The 26,672-nt window shown below is 68.9% G+C and carries 23 protein-coding genes; 7 read left to right on the plus strand and 16 right to left on the minus strand.

Going from position 1 to position 26,672, the window contains the following annotated elements; all coding sequences use genetic code 11:
• Window positions 1–15 precede the first annotated feature (15 nt).
• Entirely contained in the window at window positions 16–963 is a 948-nt protein-coding gene (locus ACWDNU_RS28005; protein ID WP_449671089.1) for an undecaprenyl-diphosphate phosphatase, read from the minus strand.
• Between the two features lie 233 nt (window positions 964–1,196).
• On the opposite strand from ACWDNU_RS28005, the gene ACWDNU_RS28010 reads away from it, so the two are divergent.
• Both ACWDNU_RS28010 and pip read left to right on the plus strand, forming a co-directional pair.
• Window positions 1,197–2,171, plus strand: coding sequence for a hypothetical protein (locus ACWDNU_RS28010; RefSeq protein ID WP_449671090.1), 975 nt, complete (start codon window positions 1,197–1,199; stop codon window positions 2,169–2,171).
• 96 nt (window positions 2,172–2,267) lie between these two features.
• Window positions 2,268–3,209: a prolyl aminopeptidase gene (gene pip, locus ACWDNU_RS28015; RefSeq protein WP_370940172.1), complete on the plus strand. Its 942-nt coding sequence runs from the start codon at window positions 2,268–2,270 to the stop codon at window positions 3,207–3,209.
• Here pip and ACWDNU_RS28020 read toward each other — a convergent pair.
• From ACWDNU_RS28020 to ACWDNU_RS28045, 6 genes are all read right to left on the minus strand, one after another.
• Window positions 3,154–3,864: an alpha/beta fold hydrolase gene (locus ACWDNU_RS28020; RefSeq protein WP_449671091.1), complete on the minus strand. Its 711-nt coding sequence runs from the start codon at window positions 3,862–3,864 to the stop codon at window positions 3,154–3,156. The genes pip and ACWDNU_RS28020 overlap by 56 nt on opposite strands.
• Before the next feature lie 41 nt (window positions 3,865–3,905).
• Window positions 3,906–4,709, minus strand: a complete 804-nt coding sequence (locus tag ACWDNU_RS28025) for an ABC transporter permease (RefSeq protein WP_370940174.1) — start codon at window positions 4,707–4,709, stop codon at window positions 3,906–3,908.
• A 15-nt stretch (window positions 4,710–4,724) separates the two neighbouring features.
• Entirely contained in the window at window positions 4,725–5,606 is an 882-nt protein-coding gene (locus ACWDNU_RS28030; protein ID WP_449671092.1) for an ABC transporter permease, read from the minus strand.
• 126 nt (window positions 5,607–5,732) lie between these two features.
• Entirely contained in the window at window positions 5,733–6,941 is a 1,209-nt protein-coding gene (locus ACWDNU_RS28035; protein ID WP_344288425.1) for an ABC transporter substrate-binding protein, read from the minus strand.
• A 26-nt stretch (window positions 6,942–6,967) separates the two neighbouring features.
• Entirely contained in the window at window positions 6,968–8,044 is a 1,077-nt protein-coding gene (locus tag ACWDNU_RS28040; protein WP_370940176.1) for an ABC transporter ATP-binding protein, read from the minus strand.
• Window positions 8,045–8,076: 32 nt separating this feature from the next.
• The gene (locus ACWDNU_RS28045; RefSeq protein WP_449671093.1) at window positions 8,077–9,492 is read right to left on the minus strand and encodes a gamma-aminobutyraldehyde dehydrogenase; all 1,416 of its coding nucleotides are present in this window, start codon (window positions 9,490–9,492) and stop codon (window positions 8,077–8,079) included.
• 113 nt (window positions 9,493–9,605) lie between these two features.
• Here ACWDNU_RS28045 and ACWDNU_RS28050 point away from each other — a divergent pair, with 113 nt between their 5' ends.
• Both ACWDNU_RS28050 and ACWDNU_RS28055 read left to right on the plus strand, forming a co-directional pair.
• Window positions 9,606–10,349 carry a FadR/GntR family transcriptional regulator gene (locus tag ACWDNU_RS28050; protein ID WP_344288431.1) on the plus strand — a complete coding sequence of 248 codons (744 nt, stop codon included), beginning with the start codon at window positions 9,606–9,608 and terminating at the stop codon, window positions 10,347–10,349.
• A 32-nt stretch (window positions 10,350–10,381) separates the two neighbouring features.
• Window positions 10,382–11,122, plus strand: a complete 741-nt coding sequence (locus ACWDNU_RS28055) for a cache domain-containing protein (RefSeq protein WP_370940178.1) — start codon at window positions 10,382–10,384, stop codon at window positions 11,120–11,122.
• Here ACWDNU_RS28055 and ACWDNU_RS28060 read toward each other — a convergent pair.
• On the minus strand, window positions 11,112–12,533 hold the full coding sequence (locus tag ACWDNU_RS28060; RefSeq protein ID WP_449671094.1) for a PucR family transcriptional regulator: 1,422 nt from the start codon (window positions 12,531–12,533) through the stop codon (window positions 11,112–11,114). The two genes, ACWDNU_RS28055 and ACWDNU_RS28060, sit on opposite strands and share 11 nt — an antisense overlap.
• A gap of 153 nt (window positions 12,534–12,686) precedes the next feature.
• Between ACWDNU_RS28060 and gabT the strand changes: the two genes are divergently transcribed.
• Together gabT and ACWDNU_RS28070 are read left to right on the plus strand one after the other, a co-directional pair.
• Window positions 12,687–14,042: a 4-aminobutyrate--2-oxoglutarate transaminase gene (gene gabT / locus ACWDNU_RS28065; protein ID WP_449671095.1), complete on the plus strand. Its 1,356-nt coding sequence runs from the start codon at window positions 12,687–12,689 to the stop codon at window positions 14,040–14,042.
• The gene (locus ACWDNU_RS28070; RefSeq protein WP_370940181.1) at window positions 14,039–15,466 is read left to right on the plus strand and encodes an aldehyde dehydrogenase family protein; all 1,428 of its coding nucleotides are present in this window, start codon (window positions 14,039–14,041) and stop codon (window positions 15,464–15,466) included. The genes gabT and ACWDNU_RS28070 overlap by 4 nt, the downstream gene beginning before the upstream one ends.
• Here ACWDNU_RS28070 and ACWDNU_RS28075 read toward each other — a convergent pair.
• Together ACWDNU_RS28075 and ACWDNU_RS28080 are read right to left on the minus strand one after the other, a co-directional pair.
• Complete coding sequence (locus tag ACWDNU_RS28075; RefSeq protein WP_449671096.1) at window positions 15,447–16,211, minus strand: helical backbone metal receptor; 765 nt, start codon at window positions 16,209–16,211, stop codon at window positions 15,447–15,449. The two genes, ACWDNU_RS28070 and ACWDNU_RS28075, sit on opposite strands and share 20 nt — an antisense overlap.
• The gene (locus ACWDNU_RS28080; RefSeq protein WP_449671097.1) at window positions 16,208–17,626 is read right to left on the minus strand and encodes an RNB domain-containing ribonuclease; all 1,419 of its coding nucleotides are present in this window, start codon (window positions 17,624–17,626) and stop codon (window positions 16,208–16,210) included. Before ACWDNU_RS28080 ends, ACWDNU_RS28075 begins: the two co-directional genes overlap by 4 nt.
• Before the next feature lie 113 nt (window positions 17,627–17,739).
• Between ACWDNU_RS28080 and ACWDNU_RS28085 the strand changes: the two genes are divergently transcribed.
• Window positions 17,740–18,699: an ATP-binding protein gene (locus ACWDNU_RS28085; RefSeq protein ID WP_449671098.1), complete on the plus strand. Its 960-nt coding sequence runs from the start codon at window positions 17,740–17,742 to the stop codon at window positions 18,697–18,699.
• A 159-nt stretch (window positions 18,700–18,858) separates the two neighbouring features.
• On the opposite strand, the gene ACWDNU_RS28090 is transcribed toward ACWDNU_RS28085, so the two are convergent.
• The 6 genes from ACWDNU_RS28090 to ACWDNU_RS28115 form a co-directional block, all read right to left on the minus strand.
• Complete coding sequence (locus tag ACWDNU_RS28090) at window positions 18,859–19,056, minus strand: hypothetical protein (RefSeq protein ID WP_370940185.1); 198 nt, start codon at window positions 19,054–19,056, stop codon at window positions 18,859–18,861.
• Window positions 19,057–19,080: 24 nt separating this feature from the next.
• Window positions 19,081–21,063 carry a hypothetical protein gene (locus ACWDNU_RS28095; protein ID WP_449671099.1) on the minus strand — a complete coding sequence of 661 codons (1,983 nt, stop codon included), beginning with the start codon at window positions 21,061–21,063 and terminating at the stop codon, window positions 19,081–19,083.
• A gap of 121 nt (window positions 21,064–21,184) precedes the next feature.
• Window positions 21,185–22,183 carry a C40 family peptidase gene (locus ACWDNU_RS28100; RefSeq protein ID WP_370940559.1) on the minus strand — a complete coding sequence of 333 codons (999 nt, stop codon included), beginning with the start codon at window positions 22,181–22,183 and terminating at the stop codon, window positions 21,185–21,187.
• A gap of 2 nt (window positions 22,184–22,185) precedes the next feature.
• Window positions 22,186–22,785, minus strand: coding sequence for a hypothetical protein (locus ACWDNU_RS28105; RefSeq protein WP_370940187.1), 600 nt, complete (start codon window positions 22,783–22,785; stop codon window positions 22,186–22,188).
• 3 nt (window positions 22,786–22,788) lie between these two features.
• Window positions 22,789–24,867, minus strand: coding sequence for a magnesium transporter (locus ACWDNU_RS28110; RefSeq protein WP_449671100.1), 2,079 nt, complete (start codon window positions 24,865–24,867; stop codon window positions 22,789–22,791).
• Window positions 24,868–24,913: 46 nt separating this feature from the next.
• Window positions 24,914–26,672: ATP-binding protein (locus tag ACWDNU_RS28115; protein ID WP_449671101.1), on the minus strand; the 1,759-nt coding region annotated here is incomplete at its 5' end.

The following is a 26,672-nucleotide window of genomic DNA, read 5'->3' on the forward strand; positions in this document are numbered from 1 at the left end:
CGGCGAAATTGCGCCCTACGCCGCCCCTGACACCGCGAAGAAGATCAGACTGCCGATTCCGGCGACCGCGCAGTAGATGGCGAAGGGGGTCAAGGTGCGCGTTTCAAAGTATTTCGTCAGAAAACGGACAGAAATGTAGGACGCCACGAACGCCACCACGCTGCCGACCAGAGCCGGGCCGAGCGACGGCTTGTTCTCCGGCGTGAACAGCGACGGCATCTTCAACGCGCCCGCGGCGAGGATCACCGGCGTCGCGAGCAGCCAGGCAAACCGGGCGGCGTCCTCGTGGTCGAGACCGCGGCGCAGACCGGCCACCATGGTGATGCCGGAGCGGCTGATCCCGGGCAGCAGAGCCAAAATCTGCGCCGAACCGATGAGCACGGCTTCCTTCACGCTCAGCTTCGACAGCCGGACGTCGGTCGCCTCGTCGACGGTCACCGCGCGCATCACCATCGTCTCCTCGGCGCTGAAGTCGATGGTCTCCTCCTCGCGCGCGACCGCCGTCTTGGGCTTCCGGGAGAACTTCTCCGCGGCGTAGAGCACCCCGCCGTTGAGCGCGAGGAAGATCGCCGACGGCACCGGCTTGCCGAGCACGTCGCGCAGCAGGCTTTCCAGCAGCAGCCCGGCGATCCCGACCGGGATCGTCGCGAGGATGAGCAGCCATGCGAGCCGCTGATCGGCCGTGCGGACCTCGCGGCGGCGGATCGATGTCCACAGGCCGGTGACGATGCGCACCCAGTCGCGGCGGAAGAAGAGGATCAGCGCGATCGCGGTGGCGACGTGCATCGCCACCAGCACCGCGAGATACGGCGAGTCCTTCCCGATGCTCAGGTCGCGGCCCCAGCTTCCGCCGACGAGCGCCGGCAACAGGACGCTGTGTCCGAGACTGGACACCGGAAACAATTCCGACACGCCTTGCAAAGCGCCGACGACAATGGACTCGAGGTAGCTGACCGCGGACATTCACGGGCCTTTCTCGCCGCAGTTCGGGCATTCCGCGGAAAAGCTACCGAGGACCGGGTTAACTCCGAGCAAGCCGGGCGGGAACAGTCGCAGGCGACACTTTCCGGCCATCCTTTGTTCATTCTGTTCACATCCATGAACATCAATCATGTACTTGACCAGTGTTCTCTCGATGTCATAGCGTGAGCGCACGCCGCATCCGAAGTCATCGAGCCTCGACGAGGAGGGTTGGAATGCGTGTCCGCGATCGGGTTCTGGCAGCAACTGCCGGAGCCGCAGCACTGCTCGCACTCGCCACACCCGCGGCGTCCGCCGGGACCGTCCCGGTCAAGAACTCCGCCGAGCTGAAGACGGCGCTGGCCTCGGCCAAGCCGGGCACCACGATCCAGCTGGCCGCGAACACCACCTACACCGGCAATTTCAAGGCCGCCGCCAACGGCACCGACTCCGGCCGGATCACCCTGACCGGCCCGCGCAGCGCGGTCGTGCAGGCGTCCGGCGGCCGCACCATCGAACTGACCGGCAGCTACTGGACGCTCTCCGGCTTCACCGTCACCGGCGGCCAGAAAGGCGTGATGGCGCTCGGCGTCAACCACACGCTGGTGGACGGGCTCAAGGTGACCGGCATCGGCAACGAGGGCATCCACTTCCAGCACGGCAGCAGCGACAACGTCGTGCAGAACTCCGAAATCTCCGACACCGGCAAGGAAAACGGCGGTTTCGGCGAAGGCATCTACTTCGGCTCGGCCACCAGCAACTGGCCGAACGGGCAGCCCGACCACAGCGACCGCAACAAGGCGATCGGCAACAAGATCGGGCCCAACGTGCGCGCGGAGTCGATCGACGTCAAGGAAGGCACCACCGGCGGCGAACTGCGCGGCAACACCTTCGACGGCACCGGCCAGAGCGGCGAGAACTACGCCGACAGCTGGGTCGACGTGAAGGGCAACGGATACCTGGTCACCGGCAACAAGGGCAGCAAGGTCTTCGTGCACGACGCGACCTACGGGTCGTTCGAGGTCCACGTGCAGGTCGACGGCTGGGGCCAGAACAACACCTTCTCGGACAACACCGCGGACGTGCAGGCGCCCTCGGCCTACGGTTTCTACGTGGTCAAGGCGGCCACCGGGAACAAGGTCTGCGCCAGCAACAAAGTGGCCAACGCCGGGAAGGGCTTCGCGAACGTAGCCGCGACACCAGGCTGCTGACCGCGATCACAGACGGGGGCCCGCTCAGCCCGGCGGCGGGGGCGGGCCCCCACCCTCCTTTCGGGGAGCCGGAAGCCTTCGGGAAGAGTGTCCGGCATGGACGAGCTTTACCCGCCGATCCCGGTGCGCGCCGACGGAATGCTGGACGTCGGCGACGGGCACCGGATCTACTGCCAGGAAGCCGGGAACCCGCAGGGGAAACCGGTGGTGGTGCTGCACGGCGGGCCGGGAAGCGGCGTCTCCCCGATGACCCGGCGGCACTTCGATCCCGAGGCGTACCGGATCATCCTGTTCGACCAGCGCGGCGCGGGTCGCAGCACGCCCAACGCGGGCGACGACGACTTGTCGGCGAACACGTTGTGGCACTTGGTGTCCGACATGGAGTTGCTGCGCGAACGGCTGAACATCGAGCGGTGGCAGTTATTCGGCGGGTCGTGGGGTTCGACGCTTGCGCTGGCTTACGCGGAAACCCATCCGTCGCGGGTGTCCGAGATGGTGTTGCGCGGGATTTTCACTGTGCGGCAGCGGGAACTGGACTGGCTTTACCGGGGCGGTGCGGCGAATCTCTTCCCAGTGGAGTGGGACGCTTTCCTGGAGCCGCTGGACAACACGGAAGACCCGCTCGCCGGGTATGCCGAGCTGTTGCACTCCCCTGATCCCGCGGTCCGCGAGCGGGCTGCGATCGCTTGGAGCGTCTGGGAAGGCGCGACGGTGGCGTTGCTGCCGCAGAAGTCCTTTGTGGAGCAATACGCGAATCCGCGGTTCGCACTGGCGTTCGCTCGCCTCGCGGTGCACTACTTCCAGCACGGCGCGTGGCTGGAAGAGGGCCAGTTGATCAGGGATGCCGGGAACCTCGCCGGGATCCCCGGAGTCTTGGTACAAGGACGTTACGACGCGGTGTGCCCGCCGATCACGGCGCACCAGTTGCATCGGGCTTGGCCTGGGTCCGAGTTGAAGCTGGTCGAGAGTGCCGGGCACGCGGTCAGCGATCCCGGCGTGATTCCCGCGCTGCGCGAGGCGACGGACCGGTTTCGGTAGCCAGGCCGGCGCGGATCAGGCCGGCGACCTCCTCCGGCGCTTCGAAGTGCACATCGTGTCCGGTGTCCGTCTCCCGCAAGGAAAGCAGCGGAGTGTCCGCGGCCGCGGCATCGAGCAGTTCGCCGAATTCCTTGCGGTACTGGGCGAACGCGACACCGACATCCTCGGGGAGCATCATCTCGGCGTCCGGCCGCATCGAGGAGACGACCACCAACGGGCACCGCGTGGCCCGGTAAGTCGCGATCAGGTCGAGTTCGTCGAACGCCGCGATCAGCGCGCCCAGATCAGGATCCTCGGACAGCCGGACCTGTTCGTCGACGAAGCCGCGCAGTATCGGGCCGGTGGGATTCGTGTGCCCGTCGAGGTTGACCGCGAGCGGGCATTCGGGATGCTCGGCGGCCCACAGCGCCGCCAGCATGCCGCCGAGCGAGTGTCCGACCACCGCGGGCCGGTCGAGGCCGAAGTGCCGGACGACGTCGGCGAGATCAGCCAACGCTGTCCGCCAGTTCCAGGGACCCGGCCGGAAGGTGTACGCGACGATCCGGAACTCGGGCAGGAGCGGGACTAGGTGGTCCCAGTCGTGCCTTGTCCGGCCCCCGCCACCGTGCAGCAGGACGACCGGCGCGCCAGTGCCGCCATGATCACGCAGATCCATGGCGGCACTGTGCAAGCTGTCTGCCCGTTGTGGCAATCGGATTAGATCCGGCCGCCGCTGGAGCTGTCGCCGCCGGAAAGCCGCTGTGCCAGGTAAACCGGCACCGTCGACACGATGATCAGCACCGCCGCCACCACGTTGACCACCGGGGCCTGGTTCGGGCGGAACAGGTTGTTGTAGATCCAGATCGGCAGCGTTTCCATGCCCGTGCCGAGCGTGAACGTCGTCACGATGATCTCGTCGAACGACAACGCGAACGCGAGCAAACCGCCTGCCAGCAAAGCGGATCGCAGCATCGGGAAGGTCACCAGGCGGAACGTCGTCATGCCGTCCGCGCCGAGGTCCATCGACGCTTCTTCCAGGTTCCCGCCCATCCGGCGCAACCGGGCGACCACGTTGTTGAACACCACCACGATGCAGAACGTGGCGTGCGCGACGATCGCCGTCATCAGGCCGAGGTCAAGGCCGAAGATCGTCCGGAACGCGTTGTTCAGCGCGATACCGGTGACGATGCCGGGCAGCGCGATCGGCAGGATCACCAGCAGCGACAACGAGTTGCGCCCGAAGAACCGGTACTTCTGCAACGCGAACGCGGCCATCGTGCCGAGCACCAACGCGATCGCGGTCGCCGAAAGCCCGGCGATGACGCTGGTCCACAAGGCGTGCAGGGCGCCCTCGTTGGTGATCGCCCGGCCCCACCATTCGAGAGTGAAGCTCTTGGGCGGCCAGCCGAACGTGGTGTCGGCGTTGACCGAGTTCAGCAGGACCACCAGCAGCGGGAAATAGATCACCGCGAATCCGGCGCCGAGTGCGGTCCACAACAGCACCCGGGCGGGTTTCGACATCCGCACGGCGGTCTCCTAGAGGTTGTCCAGCGCACCGGTGCGACGCACCGCGGCCAGGTAGACGAGCATGATCACGACCGGAACCGTCGCGACGGTCGCGGCGAACGGCAGGTTGTTGGCCGCGCCGATGTTGTCGTACACGACGTTGCCGAGCATCTGCGAAGTGCCGCCGACGATCTTCACCGCGATGTAGTCGCCGAGCGACAGCGAGAAGGTGAAGATCGAACCGGCGACGATCGCCGGGAACGTCAGCGGCAGGATCACCGAACGGAACGTGCGGAACGATTTCGCGCCGAGGTCGCCGGAAGCGTCCACCAGGGACGTCGGAAGCTTTTCCAGGCCCGCGTAGATCGGCAGGATCATGTACGGCAGCCAGAGGTAGGACAGCGTGATCACGGTCGCGGTGACGCCGTAACCCGGCCCGGACAGGCCGAGCGGGTCCAGCAGCCAGTTCAGCACTCCGTTGCCGGACAACAGAGTCCGCCACGCGTACGCCTTCACCAGGTAGCTCGCCCACAGCGGCGTCATCACCATGATCACCAGCAAGCGCTGCGCCCGCGGCGACGCGAGCTTGGCCATGGCGAAGGCCATCGGGAACGCGATCACCGCGTCGATCACGGTCACCAGCAACGCGATGCCGACGGTGCGGAACGTGATCGTGCGATAAACGGAATCACTGAAAAGAGTGACGAAGTTGTCGAAGGACCAGTCGGTGACCACCTTGCCGGTGAAGACGTCGGTGGACCAGAAGGCCGTGATGAAGAGGGCGGCGAGCGCGCCGAGGTAGGCCAGGCCGAGCCAGAGCATCGGCGCGGTGAGGAGAAGTCCGAGGCGCAGCTTGGGTTTGCGGTGGAAGAAAGCCGAGATGCGGTGACTCGGCGGGCTCACGGCGGTCATGTCTTAGCGCTTTCGGGTGCGGAAGGGAGAAAAGCCGGGGGCTGCGGGAACATTGGGGAGGGCCCGCAACCCCCGGCGGACTCACGGATGCCGGCGCGGTGGGAACCGGCATCCGCGAGGGTCACATCAACCCTTGATCTCGGTCCAGGCCCGGGTCCAGTCGCCGTAGTCCTTGCACTTGACGTCCGTGCGGCCGTCGAGGCACTGCGGGATCGGCGTGGTCCAGTACTGGATCTTGGCGGCGTACGCGGCGTCGTTGGCGTGGTAGGTGTCGCACAGCGACTTGTCCTTGAACTCCGCACAGGCCTTGGAGTTCGCCGGGGCCTCACCGAAGTATTCGGCGACCTGGGCGTTCACCTTGGGGCTCGTGATGTAGTCCATCCACTTGTACGCACACGTCTTGTGCTGCGACTTCGCGGACACCATCCAGGTGTCCGACCAGCCGGTCGCACCTTCGCTCGGCACCGTGGCCGCGATCGGCGCGCCCTCGCTCTTCGCGAGGTTCACCGTCACCTGCCAGGCCGTGCCGATCACGCCGTCGCCGCTCTTGAGCGACTGCGTTTCCTTGAGGTAGTCCGACCAGTACTCCTCGACCAGCGGGCGCTGCTTCTTCAGCAGGTCCGTGGCCGCCTTGAACTGCTTGTCGTCCAAGGCATACGGGTTCTTGATGCCCAGGTCAGGCTGGTGCGCCATCAGGTACAGCGCGGCGTCGGCGATGTAGATCGGCGAGTCGTACGCGATGACCTTGCCCTTGAACTGCGACTTCTCGTCGAACATCGGCGACCACGACTTCGGCTCCGGCTGCACCTTGTCGGTGCGGTAGGCCAGGACGTTCGCGCCCCAGCCGTGCGGGATGCCGTAGGCGACGTTGTTGACGCTGTTCCACGACTTGTTCTTGAGGAACGGGTAAATGTCGTTGTAGTTCGGGACGAGCGCGGTGTTGACCGGCTCGACGTCGCCCGAGGCGACCAGGCGCAGCGAGGCGTCGCCGGACGCCGAAACCACGTCGTACTGCCCGGTCTTCATCAGCGTCACGGCCTCGTCCGAGGTGCCGAACGGCTTGACGTTGACCTTGCAGCCGGTCTGCTGCTCGAACGGCGTGACCCAGTTGACCTTCGCGTCGTTCGAGCCGTTTTCCGCGTAACCGGGCCACGCGAGCACGTTCAGCTGGCCTTCCGGCTGGCCGAGTTGCGTCAGCGCGTTCAGCTTCGGCGGAGTGAAGCCCTGTGCGCCTGGCGCCGACCCCGCTTTGGAGTCGGAGCCCGAGGTGCCGCAGGCAGCGAGCAGGAGGCTCACGCCGCACAGCCCTGCGAGCAGCGTCTTCCTGTTCTTCATAGCGAGAGAAACCTTCCCGTGAGGAACTAGCCGGCTTCGGGGACCCGGAAACTGTGTTCGCGGCGCCAGCGCAGGCGGACGCGACCGTCGGCGAACTCGGTCGGCTCGCTGGTGTTCTGGCGGACAACGGACAATTGGCCCCCGGCATCGAGCGCGACAGCGTAGCGCACCGTCGAACCGGCATAAACGACATCCGTGACCGAACCGGTCGCAGAAGTCTCTCCGGGACCGGCCGGAGACGCAAGGTCTCCGTCGATGCGGATCTTCTCCGGCCGGATGCTGTAGACGCCCGGCCTGCCGATCACCGCCTCGGCGCTACGGCCGCTGAGCAGGTTCGACGTGCCGACAAACCCTGCTACGAAAGCACTTGCCGGGCGTTCGTAAATCTCGACCGGAGTACCGACCTGTTCGATGCGGCCCGCGTTGAACACGGCGATCCGGTCGCTCATGGTGAGCGCCTCGTCCTGGTCGTGGGTGACGAAGACGAAGGTGATGCCGACCTCGCGCTGGATCTGCTTGAGCTCGACCTGCATGGTTTGGCGCAGCTTCAGGTCAAGTGCGCCAAGGGGTTCATCCAAAAGCAACACTTTCGGGTGATTTACGAGAGCGCGGGCGAGCGCGACGCGCTGTCGCTGTCCACCGGACATCTGCGACGGCTTCCGGTCGCCGAAGTCCTCCAGCCGCACCGTGCGCAGCGCTTCCTTCGCCCGGTCCCGGCGTTCGGCTTTCCCGACCCGCTTGACTTTCAGGCCGTACTCCACGTTCTGCTGCACCGTCATGTGCGGGAAGAGCGCGTAGTCCTGGAAAACCGTGTTGACGTCGCGGTCGAACGGAGCCAGCTGGCTCACGTCCTTGCCTTCGAGTTCGATCGTGCCCGCGGTGGGCAGTTCGAATCCGGCGATCATCCGCAGCACGGTGGTCTTGCCGGAACCGGACGGGCCGAGCATCGAGAAGAACTCGCCGGGCGGGATGTCGAGGTCGACCCCGTCCACGGCACGCACCTTGTCGAAGTGCTTTTCCAGTCCGGTGAGCCGGATCGCCGGCTGCGCGGACTGCGGACGCCTTCCCGGCGGCCGGGTCTCGGCGGGGGCTTGATGGGGCATGACGGGCCTTCCCATGGATCTGGTCACGACGGCTACAGCGCACTCATCACGTGCTTGACGCGGGTGTAGTCCTCGAGGCCGTACAGCGAGAGGTCCTTGCCGTAGCCGGACCGCTTGAACCCGCCGTGCGGCATCTCGGCCACGAGCGGAATGTGCGTGTTGATCCACACGCAGCCGAAGTCGAGTTTCGCCGAGAACTTCATGGCGCGCTGGTGGTCCTTGGTCCACACCGAGGAAGCGAGGCCGTAGGGAACCCCGTTGGCGTGCTTGAGCGCTTCGTCGTCCTCAGTGAACCGCTGGACGGTGATGACCGGGCCGAAGACCTCGTTCTGGATGATCTCGTCGTCCTGCTTGACGCCGGAAACCACGGTGGCCTCGTAGAAATAGCCCTCGTTGCCGGAACGCCGTCCTCCACAGTGGACAGTCGCGTGTTCCGGGAGCCGTTCGATGAAGCCGGAGACTTTTTCCAGCTGTGCCTCGTTGTTGAGCGGGCCGAAGGCGACGTCGTCGCCCGTGCCGGTCTTGTTCGCCTCGGCCTGGCGGGTGAGCGCGTTGACGAAAGTGTCGTGCACGTCGTCGTGCACCAGCACGCGCGTGGCGGCCGTGCAGTCCTGGCCCGCGTTGAAATACCCGGCCGCGGCAATGGCTTCGGCGGCGGCTTCGAGATCCGCGTCCGGGAACACGATCACCGGGGCCTTGCCGCCCAGTTCGAGGTGCACGCGCTTGACGTCGTGCGCCGCCGAACCGGCGACCTCGATGCCCGCTCGCACCGAGCCGGTGATCGACACCATCGCCGGAATGTCGTGCTCTACCAACGCACGTCCGGTGTCGCGGTCGCCGCAGATCACGTTGAACACGCCCGCGGGCAGGTGCTCGCCGCAGATCTCGGCGAGCAGCAGCGTGGAAGCGGGCGTGGTGTCGGACGGCTTGAGCACGATGGTGTTGCCAGCGGCGAGCGCCGGCGCGATCTTCCAGATCGCCATCATCAGCGGGTAGTTCCAGGGCGTCACCTGCGCGCAGACACCGACCGGCTCGCGGCGGATGAACGACGTGTGGCCTTCCATGTACTCGCCGGCCGACCGGCCTTCGAGCACGCGCGCGGCACCGGCGAAGAAGCGCACCTGGTCGATGACCGCGGGCAGCTCCTCCTCCATGGTCAGCGCGAACGGCTTGCCGGTGTCCTGCGCTTCGACGCGGATGATCTCCTCGCCGCGCGCCTCGAGCGCGTCGGCGATCTTCAGCAGTGCGAGCTGCCGCTGCGCGGGGGTGGTCTCGCGCCAGCTTTCGAACGCTTCCGCGGCGACCTTCAGTGCGCGGTCCACGTCCTCGGCGCCGGCCACCGGCGCGGTGCAGTACGCACGGCCGGTAACCGGGTCGACGATTTCCGCGACCTTTCCGGACAGCGAGTCGACGTAGGTCCCGCCGACGTAGTGCTTCAACTCCTGCACGCGTGCGCCTCCTGACTCTCCGTGGCAGGATGAAACATATAACTCCATATTTCAAATGACAAGGCCCTGGGGCAGGATTGGCTCCAACGGATGCCGAGACGGGTGGACCAACGATGCGCAAGGAGATGTCGAACAGCGCACGACTGGCGATGTTCGCCCCGCTGGAACAGGTGGGGCGCGCGGAGGCGGTCGCGGCGCGGCTCTTCGACGCCATCACGCTCGGTCTCCTCGACGACGCCGAACAGTTGCCGAGCGAGGCCGAACTCGCCGCGCAGTTCCGGGTCTCCACGGTCACCGTGCGCGAGGCGCTCGCGGTGCTGCGGCAGCAGGGCCTTGTCGAAACGCGGCGCGGACGCGGCGGCGGCAGTTTCGTGCGCACCCCGGACTGGCCCGCGCAGAGTTCGTGGGCCGAACGCCTGCGATTGGTCTCAATGGCTGAACTTCGCGACTTCGGCGACCACTACCTCGCCGTCGCGGGTTCGGCCGCGAAACTCGCCGCCGAACGCAGCACCCCCGAAGATCTCGAACGGTTGCGGCTCACCGCGGAAGACCTCCTCGGCGCGAGCGGCCCCGACGCGACCCGCGCGGAGCGGCACTTCCACCTCGAAGTCGCCGCCGCCGCACAGTCCCCGCGGCTCACCAACCAGGAAGTTCAGCTGCAGAGCGAACACGGCGTATTGCTCTGGGCGCCCCTCGGCGACAAGGAAACCTGCCGTGGGTCTTACGCTGAGCACCAGGCGATCGTCACCGCGATCGCCTCGGCCGACGGCGATCGGGCGCGCGCCTTGACCGAAGAACACCTTCTCGGCGCGCTTGATCGGCTCGCAGATCTGCACCTGACCCTCGAAACGCCGTAAGCTCCGATGACCCGCATCACGAGGTGAGCATCGTGACCGACACCCACACGCTGACCGGCGAAGAGGTAGTGACCCAGGTTTCCGCCCTCGTCGAGGAGATTTTCGCGCGCCTGAAACCAGTTCTGGCCGCCGCCGAAACGCTGCTCGGCGAAAGCGCCGACCTGTCCGCCGAAGCGCTGCACACGATCCGGCCGCAGGTCATCGAGGCGCTCGGCGGCCTCGTGGTCGGCGCGGGCTTCGTGAGCGCGCCGAATGTCTTGGCTGATCAGGAACTCGGCTTCGAGTGGTGGACCTCGTGCCGCACCGACGACGGCGCGCCGGAACAGCTGTTCATCAGCCTCGATCCGGAGAGCCCTAATTTCCTTGACTACACGCGGCAATCGTGGTTCACCGTCCCGCGCGACAGCGGGCGGCGGCACGTCAACGGGCCGTACGTGGACTATCTCTGCACGGACGAATACACGCTGACCTTCACCGTGCCTGTCACGCGCGGTGAGGAATTCGCCGGAGTCGTTGGTGCGGACGTGTATGTGCGCGAGTTCGAGCGCACGGTGAGTCGCCGGCTTCGCGCGCTCGGCCGGACCGCCGCGTTGCTCAACGCGCAGGGCCGCGTGATCGTGTCGAACAGCGTGCGGAAGGCGACCGGGTCGCTGGTGCGCGAGATCGACGTGCCTGCCTGGTGGGCATCCGGCGCGGAACCGTATACGGCACCGGGCGGGATGACGTTGCGGCGCTGCGGGGATTCGCCGATCACGCTGCTGGTCACGACCTGACCTGCAGGGCGAACCACAGTTCGGCGCGGACGCCTGGTGCGTCGAGGTCCCGGCCCAGCAGTTCGGCCGCTTTGGTGACCCGGTTGCGCAAGGTGTGCCGGTGCACGCCGAGCTTCGTCGCGGCGAGGTCCCAGTGGCCGTGGTGTTCGAGCCAGCAGCGCAGGGATGCCTCCAGGTCGCCGCGGCCGGTGCGGTCGAACTCCCGCACCGGCGCGAGGAGCTGGTCGGAAAACGCTTGCGCGGCTTGGTGATCGACCAGGCCGAGCAGCCCGGCCCCGGCGTGGTCGGCGTATCGCAGCATCGGCACGCGCTGGATCCGTGCCGCCTCGGCCGCTTCTTCCGCCTGCCTCAGCGCGGTCGGGAATTCCGTCGCCGCGGATAGTCCACTGTGGAATTCTCCGGTCTCGGCGACGATCGCGCTCACCTCGTCGTTCTCCGCCAGCACGATCAGCTTGTCCCCGCGATGCGCGGCGAACACCTGCCCGGCAAGGGTTTCCAGGCGTTCGTACAGCGTGTTCCGAGCCGCTTTGCTCCCCTTTACGGCCAGCACCGTCCACGGTTCCGCTGGAAGATCCGGTACGACCTCGCGGGCCAGCTCGTTGTGCCCGGCCGCGAGCAGCTCCAGCACCCCGGTGTGCAGTTGGGAGAGTGCAAGCCGCTGTGCTCGATCCTGTTCCAGGGCAAGGGAAAGCAGCGAGACCGCCGTGTTGACGATGTGCTGTCCGGTACTGTCCAACGGTTCCGCGGTACCGACCGCCAGCGCACCCCGCGTGTGCAGAGTCTGGATGACGACCTCGTCGTCGCCATGAGACACCACGCGCGTGCCCGCGCGAAGGCCGGTGACGTCCAGCTCGACACTGCGCGCCTTGGCCGAGGACGCCTCGCGCACGCGTCCGGCGGAGTCGTACAGCACGGCCCAACCGTCGATGAGCCGCGCGAGCCGCCGCACCACTCCCCCGGCGCCACTGCGCCCGACGGCGGTCCTCGTCAGCTCCTGTTGGGCGCGGCCGATTCGCACCGTCGCGGCGTACTCGTCAGCTGCGACCGACCGGGACACCGCGCGCGTGATCGCGATGAACGGCGTCTTCCGCGGCACCTCCAGCACCGGCAACCCGACCTCGTCGGCGACCGCGACCAACGCGTCCGGCACCTTCGCGTGGCTCAGGCCGACGCCGAAGCCGAGCCCGGCGACATTCGCGTCAACGAGCCGTCGGATGTACGCCGCGTAGGTCGCGCTGTAGAGCGTCAGGCCGGTCGTGAGCAGCAGTTCCCCGCCTTCGAGAAAGCTCTGCGGGTCGGTCAGCTCGGTCGGGTGCACCCAGCCGATCGGGCGGTCCAGCCCGGCCTCGCCCGCGACCACGCGCAGGCCGAGCGCGGGTTCGGCGGCGAGGGTGCGCAGGGTGAGTGCCATAACGGCCAAGTGTAGCCGCCGAATTGGACAGAACGGCCAGCTGACTGCGGGCGGCGCAGGCCCCATCCTGAGGGGCGAACCACTCAAAGCTCGTGAGTGCCTATCGCGGTTCTAACCGGGATCAGCACTCACGACCCGCGACGTAGGAGCGCCGTGACCACCAGCACCGCCGCCGAGCCGCAGGCTCCGGCACCCCGGCAGCGCAGGCTGCAGACCGAGATCCCCGGGCCCGTCTCCCGCGCGCTGCAGGAGCGCCGCGCGAACGCGGTCGCCGCCGGGGTCGCGTCCACGCTGCCCGCCTACATCACCTCCGCCAGCGGCGGCCTGCTCACCGACGCCGACGGCAACGTGCTGATCGACTTCGGTTCCGGGATCGCGGTGACGAGCGTCGGGCACTCCGCGCCCGAGGTGGTCGACCGGGTGCGCGAGCAGGCTTCCTTGTTCACCCACACCTGCTTCATGGTGACCCCGTACGAGGGTTACGTGGAGGTCTGCGAAGCGCTGGCCGAGCTGACGCCGGGCGACCACGCGAAGAAGTCGGTGCTGTTCAACTCCGGTGCCGAAGCCGTCGAGAACGCGGTGAAGATCGCTCGCACCGCCACCGGCCGCCAGGCCGTCGTGGTGTTCGACCACGCCTACCACGGCCGCACCAACCTGACCATGGGCATGACCGCGAAATCGGTGCCCTACAAGCACGGCTTCGGCCCGTTCGCGCCCGAGGTGTACCGCGTGCCGGGCTCGTACCCGTACCGCGACGGGCTGGCCGGCCCGGAGGCCGCGCGGCAGGCGATCGACCGGATCGAGAAGCAGATCGGCGGCGACCAGGTCGCCGCCGTCGTGCTCGAACCGATCCAGGGCGAGGGCGGGTTCATCGAGCCCGCGCCCGGCTTCCTGCCCGCGATTTCCTCGTGGTGCAAGGCGAACGGCGTCGTGTTCGTCGCCGACGAGGTGCAGACCGGCTTCTGCCGCACCGGAAACTGGTTCGCCTCGGAGCACGAGGACGTCGTCCCCGACCTGGTGTGCACGGCCAAGGGCATCGCCGGCGGTCTGCCGCTCGCCGCGGTGACCGGGCGCGCGGAGCTGCTCGACGCGGTCGGCCCGGGCGGGCTCGGCGGCACTTACGGCGGCAACCCGATCGCCTGCGCCGCCGCGCTGGGCGCGATCGAGACCATGCGGGGCGACGGCCTGACCGGTTCCGCGAAGCGCATCGAAGAACTGGTGCTGCCGCGACTTCGGGCGCTGGCCACGGAAACCGGCGTGATCGGCGACGTCCGCGGGCGTGGCGCGATGCTGGCTGCCGAGTTCGTCAAGCCGGGCACGAACGAGCCGGACGCCGACCTCACGAAGCGCATTGCCGCCGCCTGTCACGCGCAGGGCGTCGTGGTGCTGACCTGCGGCACCTACGGCAACATCGTCCGGCTGCTTCCCCCGCTGTCCCTGTCCAACGAGTTGCTCGACGAAGGCCTGGCCGTTCTCGAGTACGCGATCCGCACGGAGGCCCGCAAGTGACTTTCCCGTTCTGGGTGGCCGGAAAGCCGGTAACCAGCAGCGAAACGACCGTCGTCCGGCATTCGTTCGACGGTTCCGAAGCCGGTTCGCACTACCTGCCCGGACCGTCCGATGTGGAGACCGCGGTCCAGGCCGCGGCGGACGTCGCCGACGAGTACGCGACGCTGCCAGCGCACGTCCGCGCGGGCGCGCTGGACCACATCTCGCGGCGGCTTTCCGAGCGGGCGGAGGAGATCGCGCAGCTGATCACCGCCGAATCGGGCAAGCCGCTGAAGTGGTCGCGCGGCGAGATCGGCCGTGCGGTGTCGACGTTCCGCTGGGCGTCCGAGGAGGCCCGCCGGTTCTCCGGCGACCTGCAGCGCCTCGACACCGACCCCGGCGGCACCGGACGGCTCGCGCTCGTCCGGCGCGTGCCGCGCGGTCCGGTGCTGGGCATCACGCCGTTCAACTTCCCGCTGAACCTGGTGGCGCACAAGGTCGCCCCGGCGATCGCGGTCGGCGCGCCGATCGTGCTCAAGCCAGCCCCGGCGACGCCGCTGACCGCACTGCTGCTCGGCGAAATCCTTGCCGAGACCGATCTTCCGGCGGGCAGCTGGTCGATTCTGCCGCTGGGCAACGAAGCGACCGCCGAACTGGTCAAGGACCCGCGGCTGCCGGTCGTGTCGTTCACCGGTTCGGTGCCGGTCGGCTGGGCCATCCGCGACAGCGTGCCGCGCAAGCACGTCGCACTGGAGCTCGGCGGCAACGGCGCGGTTCTTGTCTGTCCGGATTGGACTGACCTGGACTTCGCCGCGCAGCGGATCGCGACGTTCGCCATGTACCAGGCCGGACAGTCATGCATCTCGGTGCAGCGGGTGTACGCGCACACCGACGTCTACGACGAGCTGCAGGCGAAGGTTCTCGAGCAGGTTGCCGCGCTGCGCACCGGAAACCCGCGCGAAGACGGCGTCGACGTCGGCCCGCTGGTCAACGAGGCGGCCGCTTCGCGGGTCGAATCCTGGGTCACCGACGCGGTGGTCGCCGGTGCCAAACTGCTGGCCGGTGGTGGCCGCAAGGGCGCGACGGTGGAGCCGACCGTGCTCGCCGAAGCTCCCGAGGACGCATCGGTGATGGCGGACGAGGTGTTCGGCCCGGTGGTCTCGCTGGTTCGCGTGTCCTCTGTGGACGATGGTGTCGAGCGGATCAACGCGTCCCGCTTCGGTTTGCAGACCGGCGTTTTCACCCGCGACCTGCCGACGGCGTTCGACGTGTCCGCGCGGCTCAAGGTGGGCGGTGTGCTGGTCGGCGACGTGCCGAGCTTCCGCGCCGACCAGATGCCGTACGGCGGGGTGAAGGACTCCGGCGTCGGCCGGGAAGGCCCGGCCGCGGCGATGGCGGACTTCACCGAGGAGCGCGTGACTGTCCTTACTGGACTGACTCTCTGAGCGCCGCGTAGGCGTCCACGAGGGACGGTCCGTACCACGTGAGGTAGCGCCCGGAAATCAGCACCGGGCGCATCTCCGGGAAGAAGCCGGGGCCGTCGTCCTGGGTGAATTCGTACGGCTCGTCGGGCAGTACGACCAGGTCGGCCCCGGTCTTCTGGAGTTCTTCCAGCGACGGCCGGGGATAGCGCTCGGAGTGTCCTGAGTAGACGTTCTCGATGCCGACCCGGCGCAGCACGTCGCCGGCGAAGGTGTCGCGCCCCAGCACGATCCACGGCTTGCGCCACACCGGAATCACCGCCCGATACCGCACCGGCTCCACCTCGCGCCACAGCTCGTCCGCGGTGTCGAGCCATTCCGGTTCGTCAATGCCGTAGACCTGGCCGAAAATCCGCCGCAACGAGCCCAGCGCGGCAGGCACGGACTCCGCCGCGGCCATGACGAACACCGGAATCCCGTTGGCGCGCAGGGTTTCCACGTCCTCCGGCCGGTTCTCCTCGGAATTCGCCAGCACCAGATCCGGCTTGAGCGCCAGCACCCGGTCGAGCTTCGGATACTTCGACCCGCCGACCCGTTCCACGTCCAGCTCGGGCGGATGCGTGCAGTAATCCGTCGCCCCGATCAGCCGCCCGGGCGCGCTGACCTCCACTGCCTCGGTCAGCGAAGGCACCAGCGACACCACTCGCCGCGGCGGGCCCTCGATCGGCACCGGCTCGCCGAGATCATCGACCAGTTCCGCGTTCCTCATACCCGTTCGAACGACACCTTCCGCTGCTCGACGTCCACTTCGGTCAGCCGCACCGCGATCCGCTCGCCCTCCGGGAACTTCTCGCCGGAGCACTTCGCCATCACCGGCGGATTCTCGACCAGGATCTCCGCGCGCGTCTCCTCCGCACGCAGCACCACCGCGGTGAACTCGTGACCCACATGTTCAGCGAGTACCCACGCCTCGACCTGATCTATGCACGCCCGCTCCACCCGCGCGGCGAGACTGTCCGAAGCGGACATCTGCGCCGGTACTTCAGACAACGCCTCGCGGACCCAATCCGGCACGTCGCGCCCCGCCGTCACCGCTAAACACACCTCCGTGCCGAACCGGTCAACCAGCCGTCGAATCGGTGCCGTGACATGCGCGTACGCCCCGCCGATCCCGGCGTGTGTCGTAACCGCGGGCAATTCCCCGGCGAAGGCCGTGTAACCCGCGCCCCGCAAGAGCCTGGTGGTGTCCGCGTACAACGCCATCGACGCGGGCTGCCCCGGGTCCAAAGTAGACAGGAACTCGGACACCGTCAGCTCGACCGGCCAAGCCAACCCGGTTGCCGCCGCGGACCGGCGCAGCCATTCCACCGCGTCCGGCTCCGGAGAAGGCAGCGTCCGCAGCACGCCGATCCCGGCGTCGATCATGATTCGCGCCGCGGCCATCCCGGTGAGCAACGAGATCTCGGCGTTCCATGCGTCGACCACCGTCCGCGGTCGGCGCGCGAGAATCCAGCCGCCGTCGATGTCGCCGCTGATTTCTTGCTCCGGCAACTGCAACTCGACCGCGCCGCGCTGCACCGCGAGACCGCGCCGCAACCGGCCAAGCTCCGGCAACGCCGCCACCGACGGATGCGGCCGCCCGGCGTCAAGGGACGACTGAACCCCTTCGTAGTCAAGCTGCTCGGTCGAACGCACCAACGCCCGCCGCACCCGGGTCGCGACGATTTCCCCGGCCTCGTCAACGTCGATGGTCCACAGCACCGCGGGCCGGATCTCGCCCGGCAGCAGACTGGCCGCGCCCTCGGACAGCACCGGCGGATGCAGCGGAACGTTGCCGTCCGGGAGGTACAACGTCTGCCCGCGCCGCCGTGCCTCGTGATCCAGCGCTCCGCCCGGCGGCACGAACGCCGCCAGGTCCGCGATCGCGTACTGCACCCGGAACCCGCTGCGGCGTCGTTCGATCACCATCGCCTGGTCGAGGTCCTTGGACCCGGGCGGATCGATCGTGACGAACGGCAGGTCGGTGGCGTCCTCGCGGCCGCCCGCCGACGCGAGCGGATCGAGCACCGCCGTTTCGGCCTCCGCGAGCACCGCGGGCCCGAACGACTCCGGCAGCGCGAACTCCGCCCGGAGACGACCGAAGTCCCCTCCCGACGCTGGCGTCCTCAGCACGAGTGGCGGCACGGTCCAACACTATCCCGCCGAACCGCCGATGATCGCCCGTTCGGGCGCGGGCCGGTCGGGTGTAGCCTGCCTGGCATTGATAACCGTCTTCATTTTCAGAAGGGGTCAGATCGGTGAAGATCGCGTTCGTCGGCAAGGGCGGCAGCGGGAAAACCACGCTCTCGTCGCTGTTCGTCTCGTACTTGGCCGGTGCGGCCAAACCGGTGCTGGCCATCGACGCCGACATCAACCAGCACCTCGCGGTGGCCCTAGGCGCGACCGAAGAGCAGGCGCTGGCGTGGCCGACGCTCGGCGAGAACATGCCGCTGATCAAGGACTACCTGCGCGGCGACAACCCGCGAATCGCCTCCGCCGACGCGATGATCAAAACCACCCCGCCCGGCCGCGGCTCGCGGCTCGTGCGCCCCTTCGAGGACAACCCCATCTTCGACACCTGCTTCCGCCCGCTGGGCGACGTCCGGCTGGGCGTCACCGGCAAATTCGACGAGGATGACCTGGGTGTCGCCTGCTACCACTCAAAGGTCGGTGCGGCGGAACTGCTGCTGAACCACCTGGTGGACGGCACGGACGAGTACGTCGTGATGGACATGACCGCCGGTGCCGACGCGTTCGCCTCAGGCCTGTTCACGCGCTTCGACGTGACCTTCCTGGTGTGCGAACCGACCCTCCGCAGCGTGGGTGTTTACCGTCAGTACGCGGATCACGCGCGGGACTTCGGGGTTCACCTGGTCGCGGTCGGGAACAAGGTCACCGACAGCGACGACGTCGATTTTCTGACCACGCAGCTTGGTTCGGCGCTGCTGGGCTGGATGACGACTTCCGGCCATGTCCGGGCCGCCGAGCGCGGAACGACCCGGCCGATCGGTGAGCTGGAGCCGCGGAACCTGGCGACGCTGGCCGCGATGCAGGACCTGGTGGACGCGACGCCACGGGATTGGGCGCGGTACCAGCGGCAAGGGGTGGAATTCCACCTGCGGAACGCTCGGGCTTGGGGAAACGGACGCGCCGGGGCGGATCTGGAGGAGCAGGTGGACCCGGAGTTCGTCCTGGATCCGGCTCTCGTGGCGGGATAGCTGACGGGTTGCCTGCCTAGGGGGGTCGAGGCGGCCGACCGGACTGACCTGTCCGGTCGGCCGCTTTCTGCTACCCCGCAGCGCCGTCCCATGCGCGATCGGCCGCGCCGGGCTCGCGGGCGAGGTCGAACGTCCGACGCAGCTCAGAGCGTCAAACGATCACTCGCCGTCCCAAGAACGGTCGGCGGCATCGGCCTGGCGGGTGCGCTCACGCGCGATGTCGAGCGCCCGGCGGGCCGTGGCCTCGTCCGGGTACGGGCCGAGGAGGTCGACTCCTCGGCTGCGTTCCAGGTGCTCGACTTCGTGGGTCCGGGTGTTGTAGTACCAGCCCTGGTCCGGGTTCGGGTCGTCAGACATGGGTTCAGCCTGACACTTGCCCGCTCACTTGCGCCAGCGGAACGGGACCTCGGTGGGCTGCCCGGTGGGCCCGAAATCGGACGGGCCGTCGTCCTCGTGGTCGGGGTGCTCGTCGAACCACCCGCGGTTGTCCGGAACCGGGATGCCGCGCGGCGGGGTGGCCGCGTCGTCCGCCGGGGAGGAGGCGCCGTAGTCCGGCTTCGGCACCGGCGGGACGGCTGATTCCTTGCCCGGAAAGACCGGCGGCTCCTCCCGATACGTCCGCGACGGCTGCGGCGGCCCGGACGGACCGGTCTCCTGCCCGGGGAAAACCGGCAGCGGTCGCCCATCCGGCCCGGTCTCGGCGGGACGTCGGCGGCCGCTGGGCTGCGGCAGCTGGAACGGGGTGCCCACGGCGGGAGGGGTCGGCTGCGCGGGTCCGGAGGGGTTTGCCTGCGGCTGCGCTGGGGATTGCTGCGCGGGCGGAGCCGGTGGGGCGCTGGGTGCGGGCGGAAGCGGTTGCTGCGCAGGCGGGTTCGCTGGCGGAGGCGGTGGCGAGACAGGCTGCTGCACCGGCGCGGCCTGTTGCGGTGCAGGTGCGGGCGCGGTCTGTTGCGGGGCAGGTGCGGGCGGGGCCTGTTGCTGCGTTGCTGGTGCAGTCGGCGGAAGCGGTTGCGCCGGAGGCTGCTGTGCGGGCGAAGCCGGTTGCGCGCTTGGCGCGGGCGGCTGCTCCGCGACCGGCGCGGCAGGAGGTGCCGCCGGAACCTGTTGTGGCGTCCCGGAAAGAGGCGCGTGCGGAGCGACGTACGGCGGCTGACCCCCTCCCGGCTGAGAAGACTGGCCGTGCACTGGATTTCCCTGCGACGGCAACGGTTCCGCAGGACGCGCGGGCTGCCGAGGCTCGTGGACGTACGGCTTCGGCTGCCACGACTGCCTCGCCTGCAACTGCGGATCGACCGGCTGAGCGGGAGCCGGAGCCGTGGGCGTCGCGGAGATCGGATTCGCCGGTGCCGGAACGGCTGGCGGCGCCTTTTCCACTGCGGGCTGGGCGGAATCCACGGTGCCTGAGTCGCGCGGAGGAATCGGCTCTTCGACAGACGTGCCCGAGTCAGTTGCGGGCACCGGATCAGGCTGGGGCGACTCTGCCGCAGGGGCCGGGCTGGCGGTCTCCGGAACCTGGTCAGCGGGCGCGACCGGCACCGGCGGTTCCGCCATCGCAGCGGGCGGGACCGGAGCAGGCGGTTCCGCCACAGCAGCTGACGGGACCCGCGCAGGCGGTTCTGGCGTCGCAACGGGCGGGATCGGCGCAGGCGGTTCCGGTGCCTTGACCTGGCCATTCGTCACCGGCTCAGGATTCGCTGCCGGCCCAGCACCAGCGGCCGAGCGAGGCTCCTCCGGCGGACGAGGCATCTGACCAGCGTTGACCGGCCCAGCTGCCCCCTCCTCAGGCCCGTGGGGAACTGACCGCCACACCGGTGCCGGTCCGATGTTCATCGGCACCGGCGCGGGCAACGGCCCCACCGGTCGCTCCGTCCCCGAAGGCGGCGGGCCGGCCGCGGCCGGGCGCGGGATCGGGTCCAGGCAGGACACCAGCACAGTCGTCCGGTCCGGGTCCTGGACCTTCCGGCCGCTGCGTTCCCGGTAGACCATCTCCCCCTCGGCGTCCATCTCCACGAGGTACCCAGCCTCGGCCAGCTGCTCCTCGTCGAGATCGACCAACCGCTCGTAGCGGGACGGAACAACCCGGTACACCGGCCACGACAACCGGGCGTGCTCCGCGTGGAACTGGGCCAGCAAAGCCGCCATTTGCTGTTGCCACGGCAGCGACATGCCCTCCGCCAGGGAGCGCGGCAGGACGACGTACCCGCCGTCCACGCCGGGCATTCCCTGGTTCAGCAGGTCCGCCAGCGGGGTGCTGGACGCGGGGTGCGCGGACTGGCGCGGCGGCTGCGGTGCGCCGAACAGCGCCGCCGGGTCCTGGGGCTCGCTTTGGCCTGACTTGCCTCGCTTGCCGAATTTCCGTGCCACGTGTGCCATCCTCTGCCAGCGCGCGGCCACGTGCTCGTGGACAGGCCGCGACTTCGGGGTGAATCCGGACCCGCGGTGCTGGGCGCCCGCGGGTCAAGAGCCGGTGCCTCCCGCACCCATGCTAGACGCCGGGGCGCACCGCCTGCGGCACCACTTGACGCTCGTCGAACGAGAACGGGCGGATGTGCACCGGGACGCCGGTCTGCTGGGCCTCGACGATCTTGCCGTCTCCCAGGTACATCGCGACGTGGTGGATGGTCGTCGGGTCGGCCGGATCGGTGGCGAGGAAAATCAGGTCGCCGGGCTGCGCTTCGCGCACCGGCAGCATCGCGCCGGCCTTGTATTGGTCCTTCGAAACGCGCGGCAGGATCACGCCCGCCGACTCGTAGGCGCGCAGCATCAGGCCGGAACAGTCGTAGGAGTCCGGGCCGGTCGCGCCCCAGATGTAGGGCTTGCCCTGCTCGCCGAGCGCGAACTTGATCGCCTGCGCGGCGGCCTGGCTCGGCGGCAGCGCGGCGCCCATGCCCTGCCCGCAGCCGACCACGTCCGCGATCTGGCCCATGTTCTGCACCAGCGTGGCCGCCATGGCCTCCCAGCGGTGGTAGCGATCCGGGAAGCCGGACCGCTCGACGCGCTGCGCGGCGTCGCCGGGGCGCAGGTTTTCCCAGTCCGGGACGCCGAGCAGGACGTCGAAGAATTTGTTGATCGCGTAGTTCGGGTCGGTGACCTGGGCCGCGCTGCCCCAGTTCATCGACGGACGCATCTGGAAGATGCCGAGCGAGTCGCGGTCGCCGTAATTCACGTTGTGCAGCCGCGATTCGGTCATCCCGGCCTGGATCGCGACCTGCCACGCGCGCGGCGCGAGGCTGCGCTGCTTGCCGATCGCGATGATGAGCGAAACCGTGCCGCGCGACTCCTGGTCGAGTTCGGCGGCGTCCGAACCGCCCTGCTCGGGCTGGCCGGGCTGGGTCGGGCCGATCGCGGCGTCGCACGAGGTCAGCGCGATGCCGCCGGCCGCCGCCTGCTGCTGGTCGTTCACGACTTTCGTCACGACGTTGGTGGTGAGCACCGTGGCGAAAACGGCGGCGATCAGCACCGAGACGAGAATGGCCAGCTTCACGGTCAGCTCGCCTGGTCGTAGTCCGACACTCGCCATCCCGCGTTGGATTTGACCACGGTGATGCTGAGTTTCGGACCGTCGGTGGGGACCACGACCTTGACCGAACTGGAATAGGACTGCGCGACCACCGGATCGCCGGTGACCTTGGTGGCGGGGATGTTCGCGGGGTCCACAGTGGACATGACGGGGAGGTACTCGTCGGTGGTGAGCCCGCGCATCCCGTTGAGCCAGTCGGCGTTCGAGATGCCCGCCGGATGGCGGACCCAGGCGTTCGCCCACTGCCGCGCGACGTTCACCGCCTCCGGGCTCGGCGGCGCGGACGTCGGGGTGACCAGCGGCTGCGACAGCCGGGTCGGGAGGGTTTCAGTGCTCGGCACCGGGGCCGCGACGCCGGTGTGCGGCCCGGCCGACGAGTTCGGCGGAGCCGCTCCCGGCTGCGCGGACGCCGGTTTGCCCAGCACCTTCGGCAGGCCGATGCCCAGCGCGGTGATCACCAGCGCGAGGAACACCAGCGTGCCCACGAGGTGCCGGGGCGAACGAAGCGGGAAACCCCACAGACGACGGTAGACCGCGGTCCGGCCGCGGTTGGTGCGGATCGGCATCGGTCACCGCCCCATGACCTGGTCGGTGTCGCGGACCTCGATGCCGCGCGACGGGCGGTACAGCACGAACACCGGTTTCCCGGCCACGACCTCGGGATCGACCCGGCGCGGCTGGGCCCGGATGCCTTGAGCCGGCACGGTGAACCCGGGCTGGTCCGGGGCCGGGGCGGAGTACCCGCGGTCCGGCGCGGCCATCCGGGACGGCACGACCACCGGTTCCGGCTCGTCGCTCCACCGCCGGTCGGCGACCGGCGACGTGTCGACCTGGCGGCTTTCCTTCACCGGCCAGCGCGCGCCCGCCATGACGTAGTCGCCGGGCGCACCGGCAACCGGGTGGTACTGGCCGAACACCGGCGCGCCGCCCCCGCCGCCCGCGGGCAGCGCGCCCGCTGCGGACTGCGCGGGACCGACCGCGCCCGGCCACGGAGCACCGGACCAGGCCGCGGCGGGCCGGGCGGCCCGGGAACCGTTGTCGAGCCGCTGCGAGCTGGCGAACACCGCCGCCTCGGGCCGGTACCGGCCGCCGCCGACGGTCGCGCCGATCGGGCCGCGCTGTTCGCCGTCGACGACGTCGTCGGTGTCGCGGACGTTCTGCCAGAACTCGTCCTGCGGCGTCGGCCCGTTCTTCCGGCGGAAGCGAGAGAACAGCCCGCCGCCCGGCGACGGCACCGCCGCGCCGACCATGCTGACCGACATCTCGACCATCTGCCACAACCGCCGCACCGGCCGTCCGACCAGGAACAACAGCACCGTGATGAGCCCGGCGAGGACCATCTTGGTGAGCAGGTTGAGCCCGTCGCCCGCGGCGAAGATCGCCTGCAGCAGCAGCGCGTGCACGCCGGCCAGCACCGACAGCACGACTAGGTTGAACGCGATGCCGCCGGCGACCTTGAGCACGCGGCGCAGGATCTCCGGGTTCAGCAGCGCGACCAGACCGATCAGCGGCGCGGTGAGCGCGAACAGGCGGATCAGCACCTGCGCGAGCAGCACGGACGCCTTGGCCAGCAACTGGAAGAGCGAGTAGACGAGGCTCTGGCCCAAGGCGAGGAAACCCGCGCCGGTGCGGCCGCCGGACTCGCCGGTGAAGTAGCCGGTGGCAGGGCCGAGTTTGGTGGAGATGTCTTTGAAGGCGGCCTTTTTGGCGTCGACGACATTCTGCTTGCCGTCGTCGCCGTTCACCAGCTGATCGCGGGTGAACGCCTGCGCGTCCAAAAGCGGCTTGCCGTATTGCTGGGCTTGCGGGGCGGTGGGCGAACCGAACTCGCCGCGCAGCCAGTTGTCGTAGACGACCTGGTTGTGCAGGTCCGTGGGCAGGATGTCGCGGACGATCCGGTCCTGCGACGAGTCGACGAATCCCGCCTGGATGTTGGTGGTGGTCTGGACGATCGCTTTGTCGATCGGATCGAAATATCTCAGCATCGCCAGCGACGAAGCGGCCAGCCAGACGCCCGCCATCGCGTAGAGCGCCCGTTTGCTGACCCCGGCGAGGTCACCGCGCCAGATGTTGCGGAACAACATGATCGACAAGATGAGCGCGACCAGGCCGAACAGCTGCGCGTAGATGTTGTTGTACACCTTCTCCGCGCCCGACTTCACCGCGTTGTAGATCGGGTTCAGCAATCCGCCCTCGAGGACGGTGTAGTGCAGCGAGTTCGTGGCGCCGACGATGTTCTTGCCGACGTTGAACAGCTGGTTCCCGGCCCAGGTGTCGATGGTCGAACTGGGGGACGCGATCGCGGAAAGCGCGGTGCAGTTGGTCTGATAGGTGTTCCAGACCGTTCCCGCGTAGCTGTAGTCGATGTAGGCGCTGCCGGGTTCGCCGTGCCCCTCGGGCGGGTCGAGCGCGCCGACCATGCCCGCGCCCGGGCGCTCCGGGTTAGGCGATTCCCCGCACGCCGCCGCATTGGCGGCAGGCGCGAACAGCACCGTCTGCAGCCCGATCACCGCCACCACGGCCAGCAACGCCGCGCGTCGGCTAGGCCGACCGCCGCCCGGCTTCGGGCCCTCCTTGACGCGTTTGCGCAGCGCGTGCCAGCCGGCGGCGAACGCGAGGACGAACGCCAGCGTGAAGACGGTGTTCACGCAGGCCTCCTCACGGCCGGCGCGGGCCGGCCCGGATCACCGGGGTTCATGCGGCATCCCTGCCGGTGCCGCCGCCCTTGCCGCCGGCGCGGGCGTGCCGGTCCTCCTGCCGTCCGTTGCGCACTGCACCCTCCACCTCGCCGGTCTCGGACGCGAGCGGGTCCGGCGAGCCCAGCAGCTGCTCGTCGGCAAGACCGACCTCGAGTTCCGCTTGGAGTTCGAAGTCGTGTTCCAGCTCGTCGTCCTCCGGTGGGGCGGGGACATACGGCTTGGCCTCGTCCTCGTGGGGTACCACGAGTTCGCTGCCGGGTTTCGTGCGCGCGTCGGGCGAGCCCGGGGTGGTGTCCATGACCGCGCGCAGCGGGTCGAGATGCGGGCCGGAGAAGTCGACGCGGATGCGCTCCACGCCGCCGGCGCCGTCGCCGAAGATGAACTGCCGGGGCTCCATGTCGCGTTCCAGCCCGCGCTGGGCTCCCGGGCGACGGCCAAGAGCGGCGACGACCTGCTCGTAGCCCACGCCGACCGGCACCTTCAGCAGCCGCAGCGCGTCGGCCTGGGCGTCGTCGTCGTCGAGCCTGCCGACGAACACCGAGTCCAGCAGCGCCACGAAACCCTGGATCTTCAGGAAGTCCGCCGGGATCTGCGACGACAGCAGCACCCGGACGTTCCATTTCCGCGAGTCACGCGCGAACCGGTTCATCAGCACGCGTCCGGTCGGCACCTCGGAGAGGAAGAACGCCTCGTCGATCCAGACGCCCTTGCGCAGTTCCTTCGGCTTCTCGTACACCGACCGCTGGGTCAGCCACGCCGCGAGGTTCAGCATTTCCACGCCGAGCGATTCTGCGTCGGTCCAGTACTCGCGCGGGACGCCGTCCTTGGGCAGGGTCAGGCCCGCCATGGTCAGCACGGTCATCCGGTCGTCGCGGGTCTCGGAGTACGGGTCCGCGTCGGTTTCCGGGATCAGCAGCGCCATCCGCTCGCGCATTTCGTCGAGGAAGTCCGCGACCACGACCGCGTGCTCGTGGTGCTCGCTCGAATCCCGCCGCAGCGCGTCGATGACCTGGCCCGGGTCCGCGTCGAACCGGCCGCCGACCGCACGCACCGCGCGCAGCAGCACGATCCGGGTCTGCGCCATCCGGGACACCTCGTACGGCAGCACGCCGGTGAGCACGTCGAGCACCAGCCGCCGCCGGGTCGCTCCGGCCAGCGCCTTTTCGCGCCGCCACGAGCGTTCCGGGTCTTCCTCGTCCATGAAGTGCTCGATCAGCGGATCGGCGACCACGCGGTACGGGTTGAGGATGCCCGGCTGGGCGTTGAGCAGATTGATCGGCCGCGCGTACGGCCGGATCTCCGGCAGGTCGCACAGCCGCGACAGCGGGCCGGACGGGTCGAGGATCGTCCAGTGCGCCCCGGCCCGCAGCGTCTTGTAGACGATGCCGCCGCCGAGGAACGACTTGCCGCCGCCCAGTCCGGCGACCATCGCGGTGAGGCCCGAACCGTCGCGGATTTCCTGCGCCATCCACGGGTCCCAGGCCACCGGCCGCCGCGTCGCGGTGACCGTTTCGCCGAGCAGGATCCCGCGCCGGTCGCCGACCTCCGCGGTCGCGGTGGGCACCGCGGACGCCGTCCACACCACCGAACCGCGGCGCATGTACGCGCCCGAGGCCAGCGGCTCGCCCGGGATGAACTCCCGGGCCATCGCGTACTGCGCTTCCGGGTGCTCGATGGCGATCTTCGGCTTGTACAGGTCGAGCAACTGCTGGGCCAGCCGCAGCGCGTCGCGCTCGGTCGGGCCGGATACCGCG

Source organism: Amycolatopsis sp. NPDC003676, from assembly GCF_053587275.1.

Bases quoted from the DNA above. Each gene is read 5' to 3' on its own strand.
- ACWDNU_RS28005 (WP_449671089.1), bottom strand. From the start codon at position 963: ATGTCCGCGGTCAGCTACCTCGAGTCCATTGTCGTCGGCGCTTTGCAA.
- ACWDNU_RS28010 (WP_449671090.1), top strand. From the start codon at position 1,197: ATGCGTGTCCGCGATCGGGTTCTGGCAGCAACTGCCGGAGCCGCAGCA.
- pip (WP_370940172.1), top strand. From the start codon at position 2,268: ATGGACGAGCTTTACCCGCCGATCCCGGTGCGCGCCGACGGAATGCTG.
- ACWDNU_RS28020 (WP_449671091.1), bottom strand. From the start codon at position 3,864: ATGGATCTGCGTGATCATGGCGGCACTGGCGCGCCGGTCGTCCTGCTG.
- ACWDNU_RS28025 (WP_370940174.1), bottom strand. From the start codon at position 4,709: ATGTCGAAACCCGCCCGGGTGCTGTTGTGGACCGCACTCGGCGCCGGA.
- ACWDNU_RS28030 (WP_449671092.1), bottom strand. From the start codon at position 5,606: ATGACCGCCGTGAGCCCGCCGAGTCACCGCATCTCGGCTTTCTTCCAC.
- ACWDNU_RS28035 (WP_344288425.1), bottom strand. From the start codon at position 6,941: ATGAAGAACAGGAAGACGCTGCTCGCAGGGCTGTGCGGCGTGAGCCTC.
- ACWDNU_RS28040 (WP_370940176.1), bottom strand. From the start codon at position 8,044: ATGCCCCATCAAGCCCCCGCCGAGACCCGGCCGCCGGGAAGGCGTCCG.
- ACWDNU_RS28050 (WP_344288431.1), top strand. From the start codon at position 9,606: ATGCGCAAGGAGATGTCGAACAGCGCACGACTGGCGATGTTCGCCCCG.
- ACWDNU_RS28060 (WP_449671094.1), bottom strand. From the start codon at position 12,533: ATGGCACTCACCCTGCGCACCCTCGCCGCCGAACCCGCGCTCGGCCTG.
- ACWDNU_RS28075 (WP_449671096.1), bottom strand. From the start codon at position 16,211: ATGAGGAACGCGGAACTGGTCGATGATCTCGGCGAGCCGGTGCCGATC.
- ACWDNU_RS28090 (WP_370940185.1), bottom strand. From the start codon at position 19,056: ATGTCTGACGACCCGAACCCGGACCAGGGCTGGTACTACAACACCCGG.
- ACWDNU_RS28105 (WP_370940187.1), bottom strand. From the start codon at position 22,785: ATGCCGATCCGCACCAACCGCGGCCGGACCGCGGTCTACCGTCGTCTG.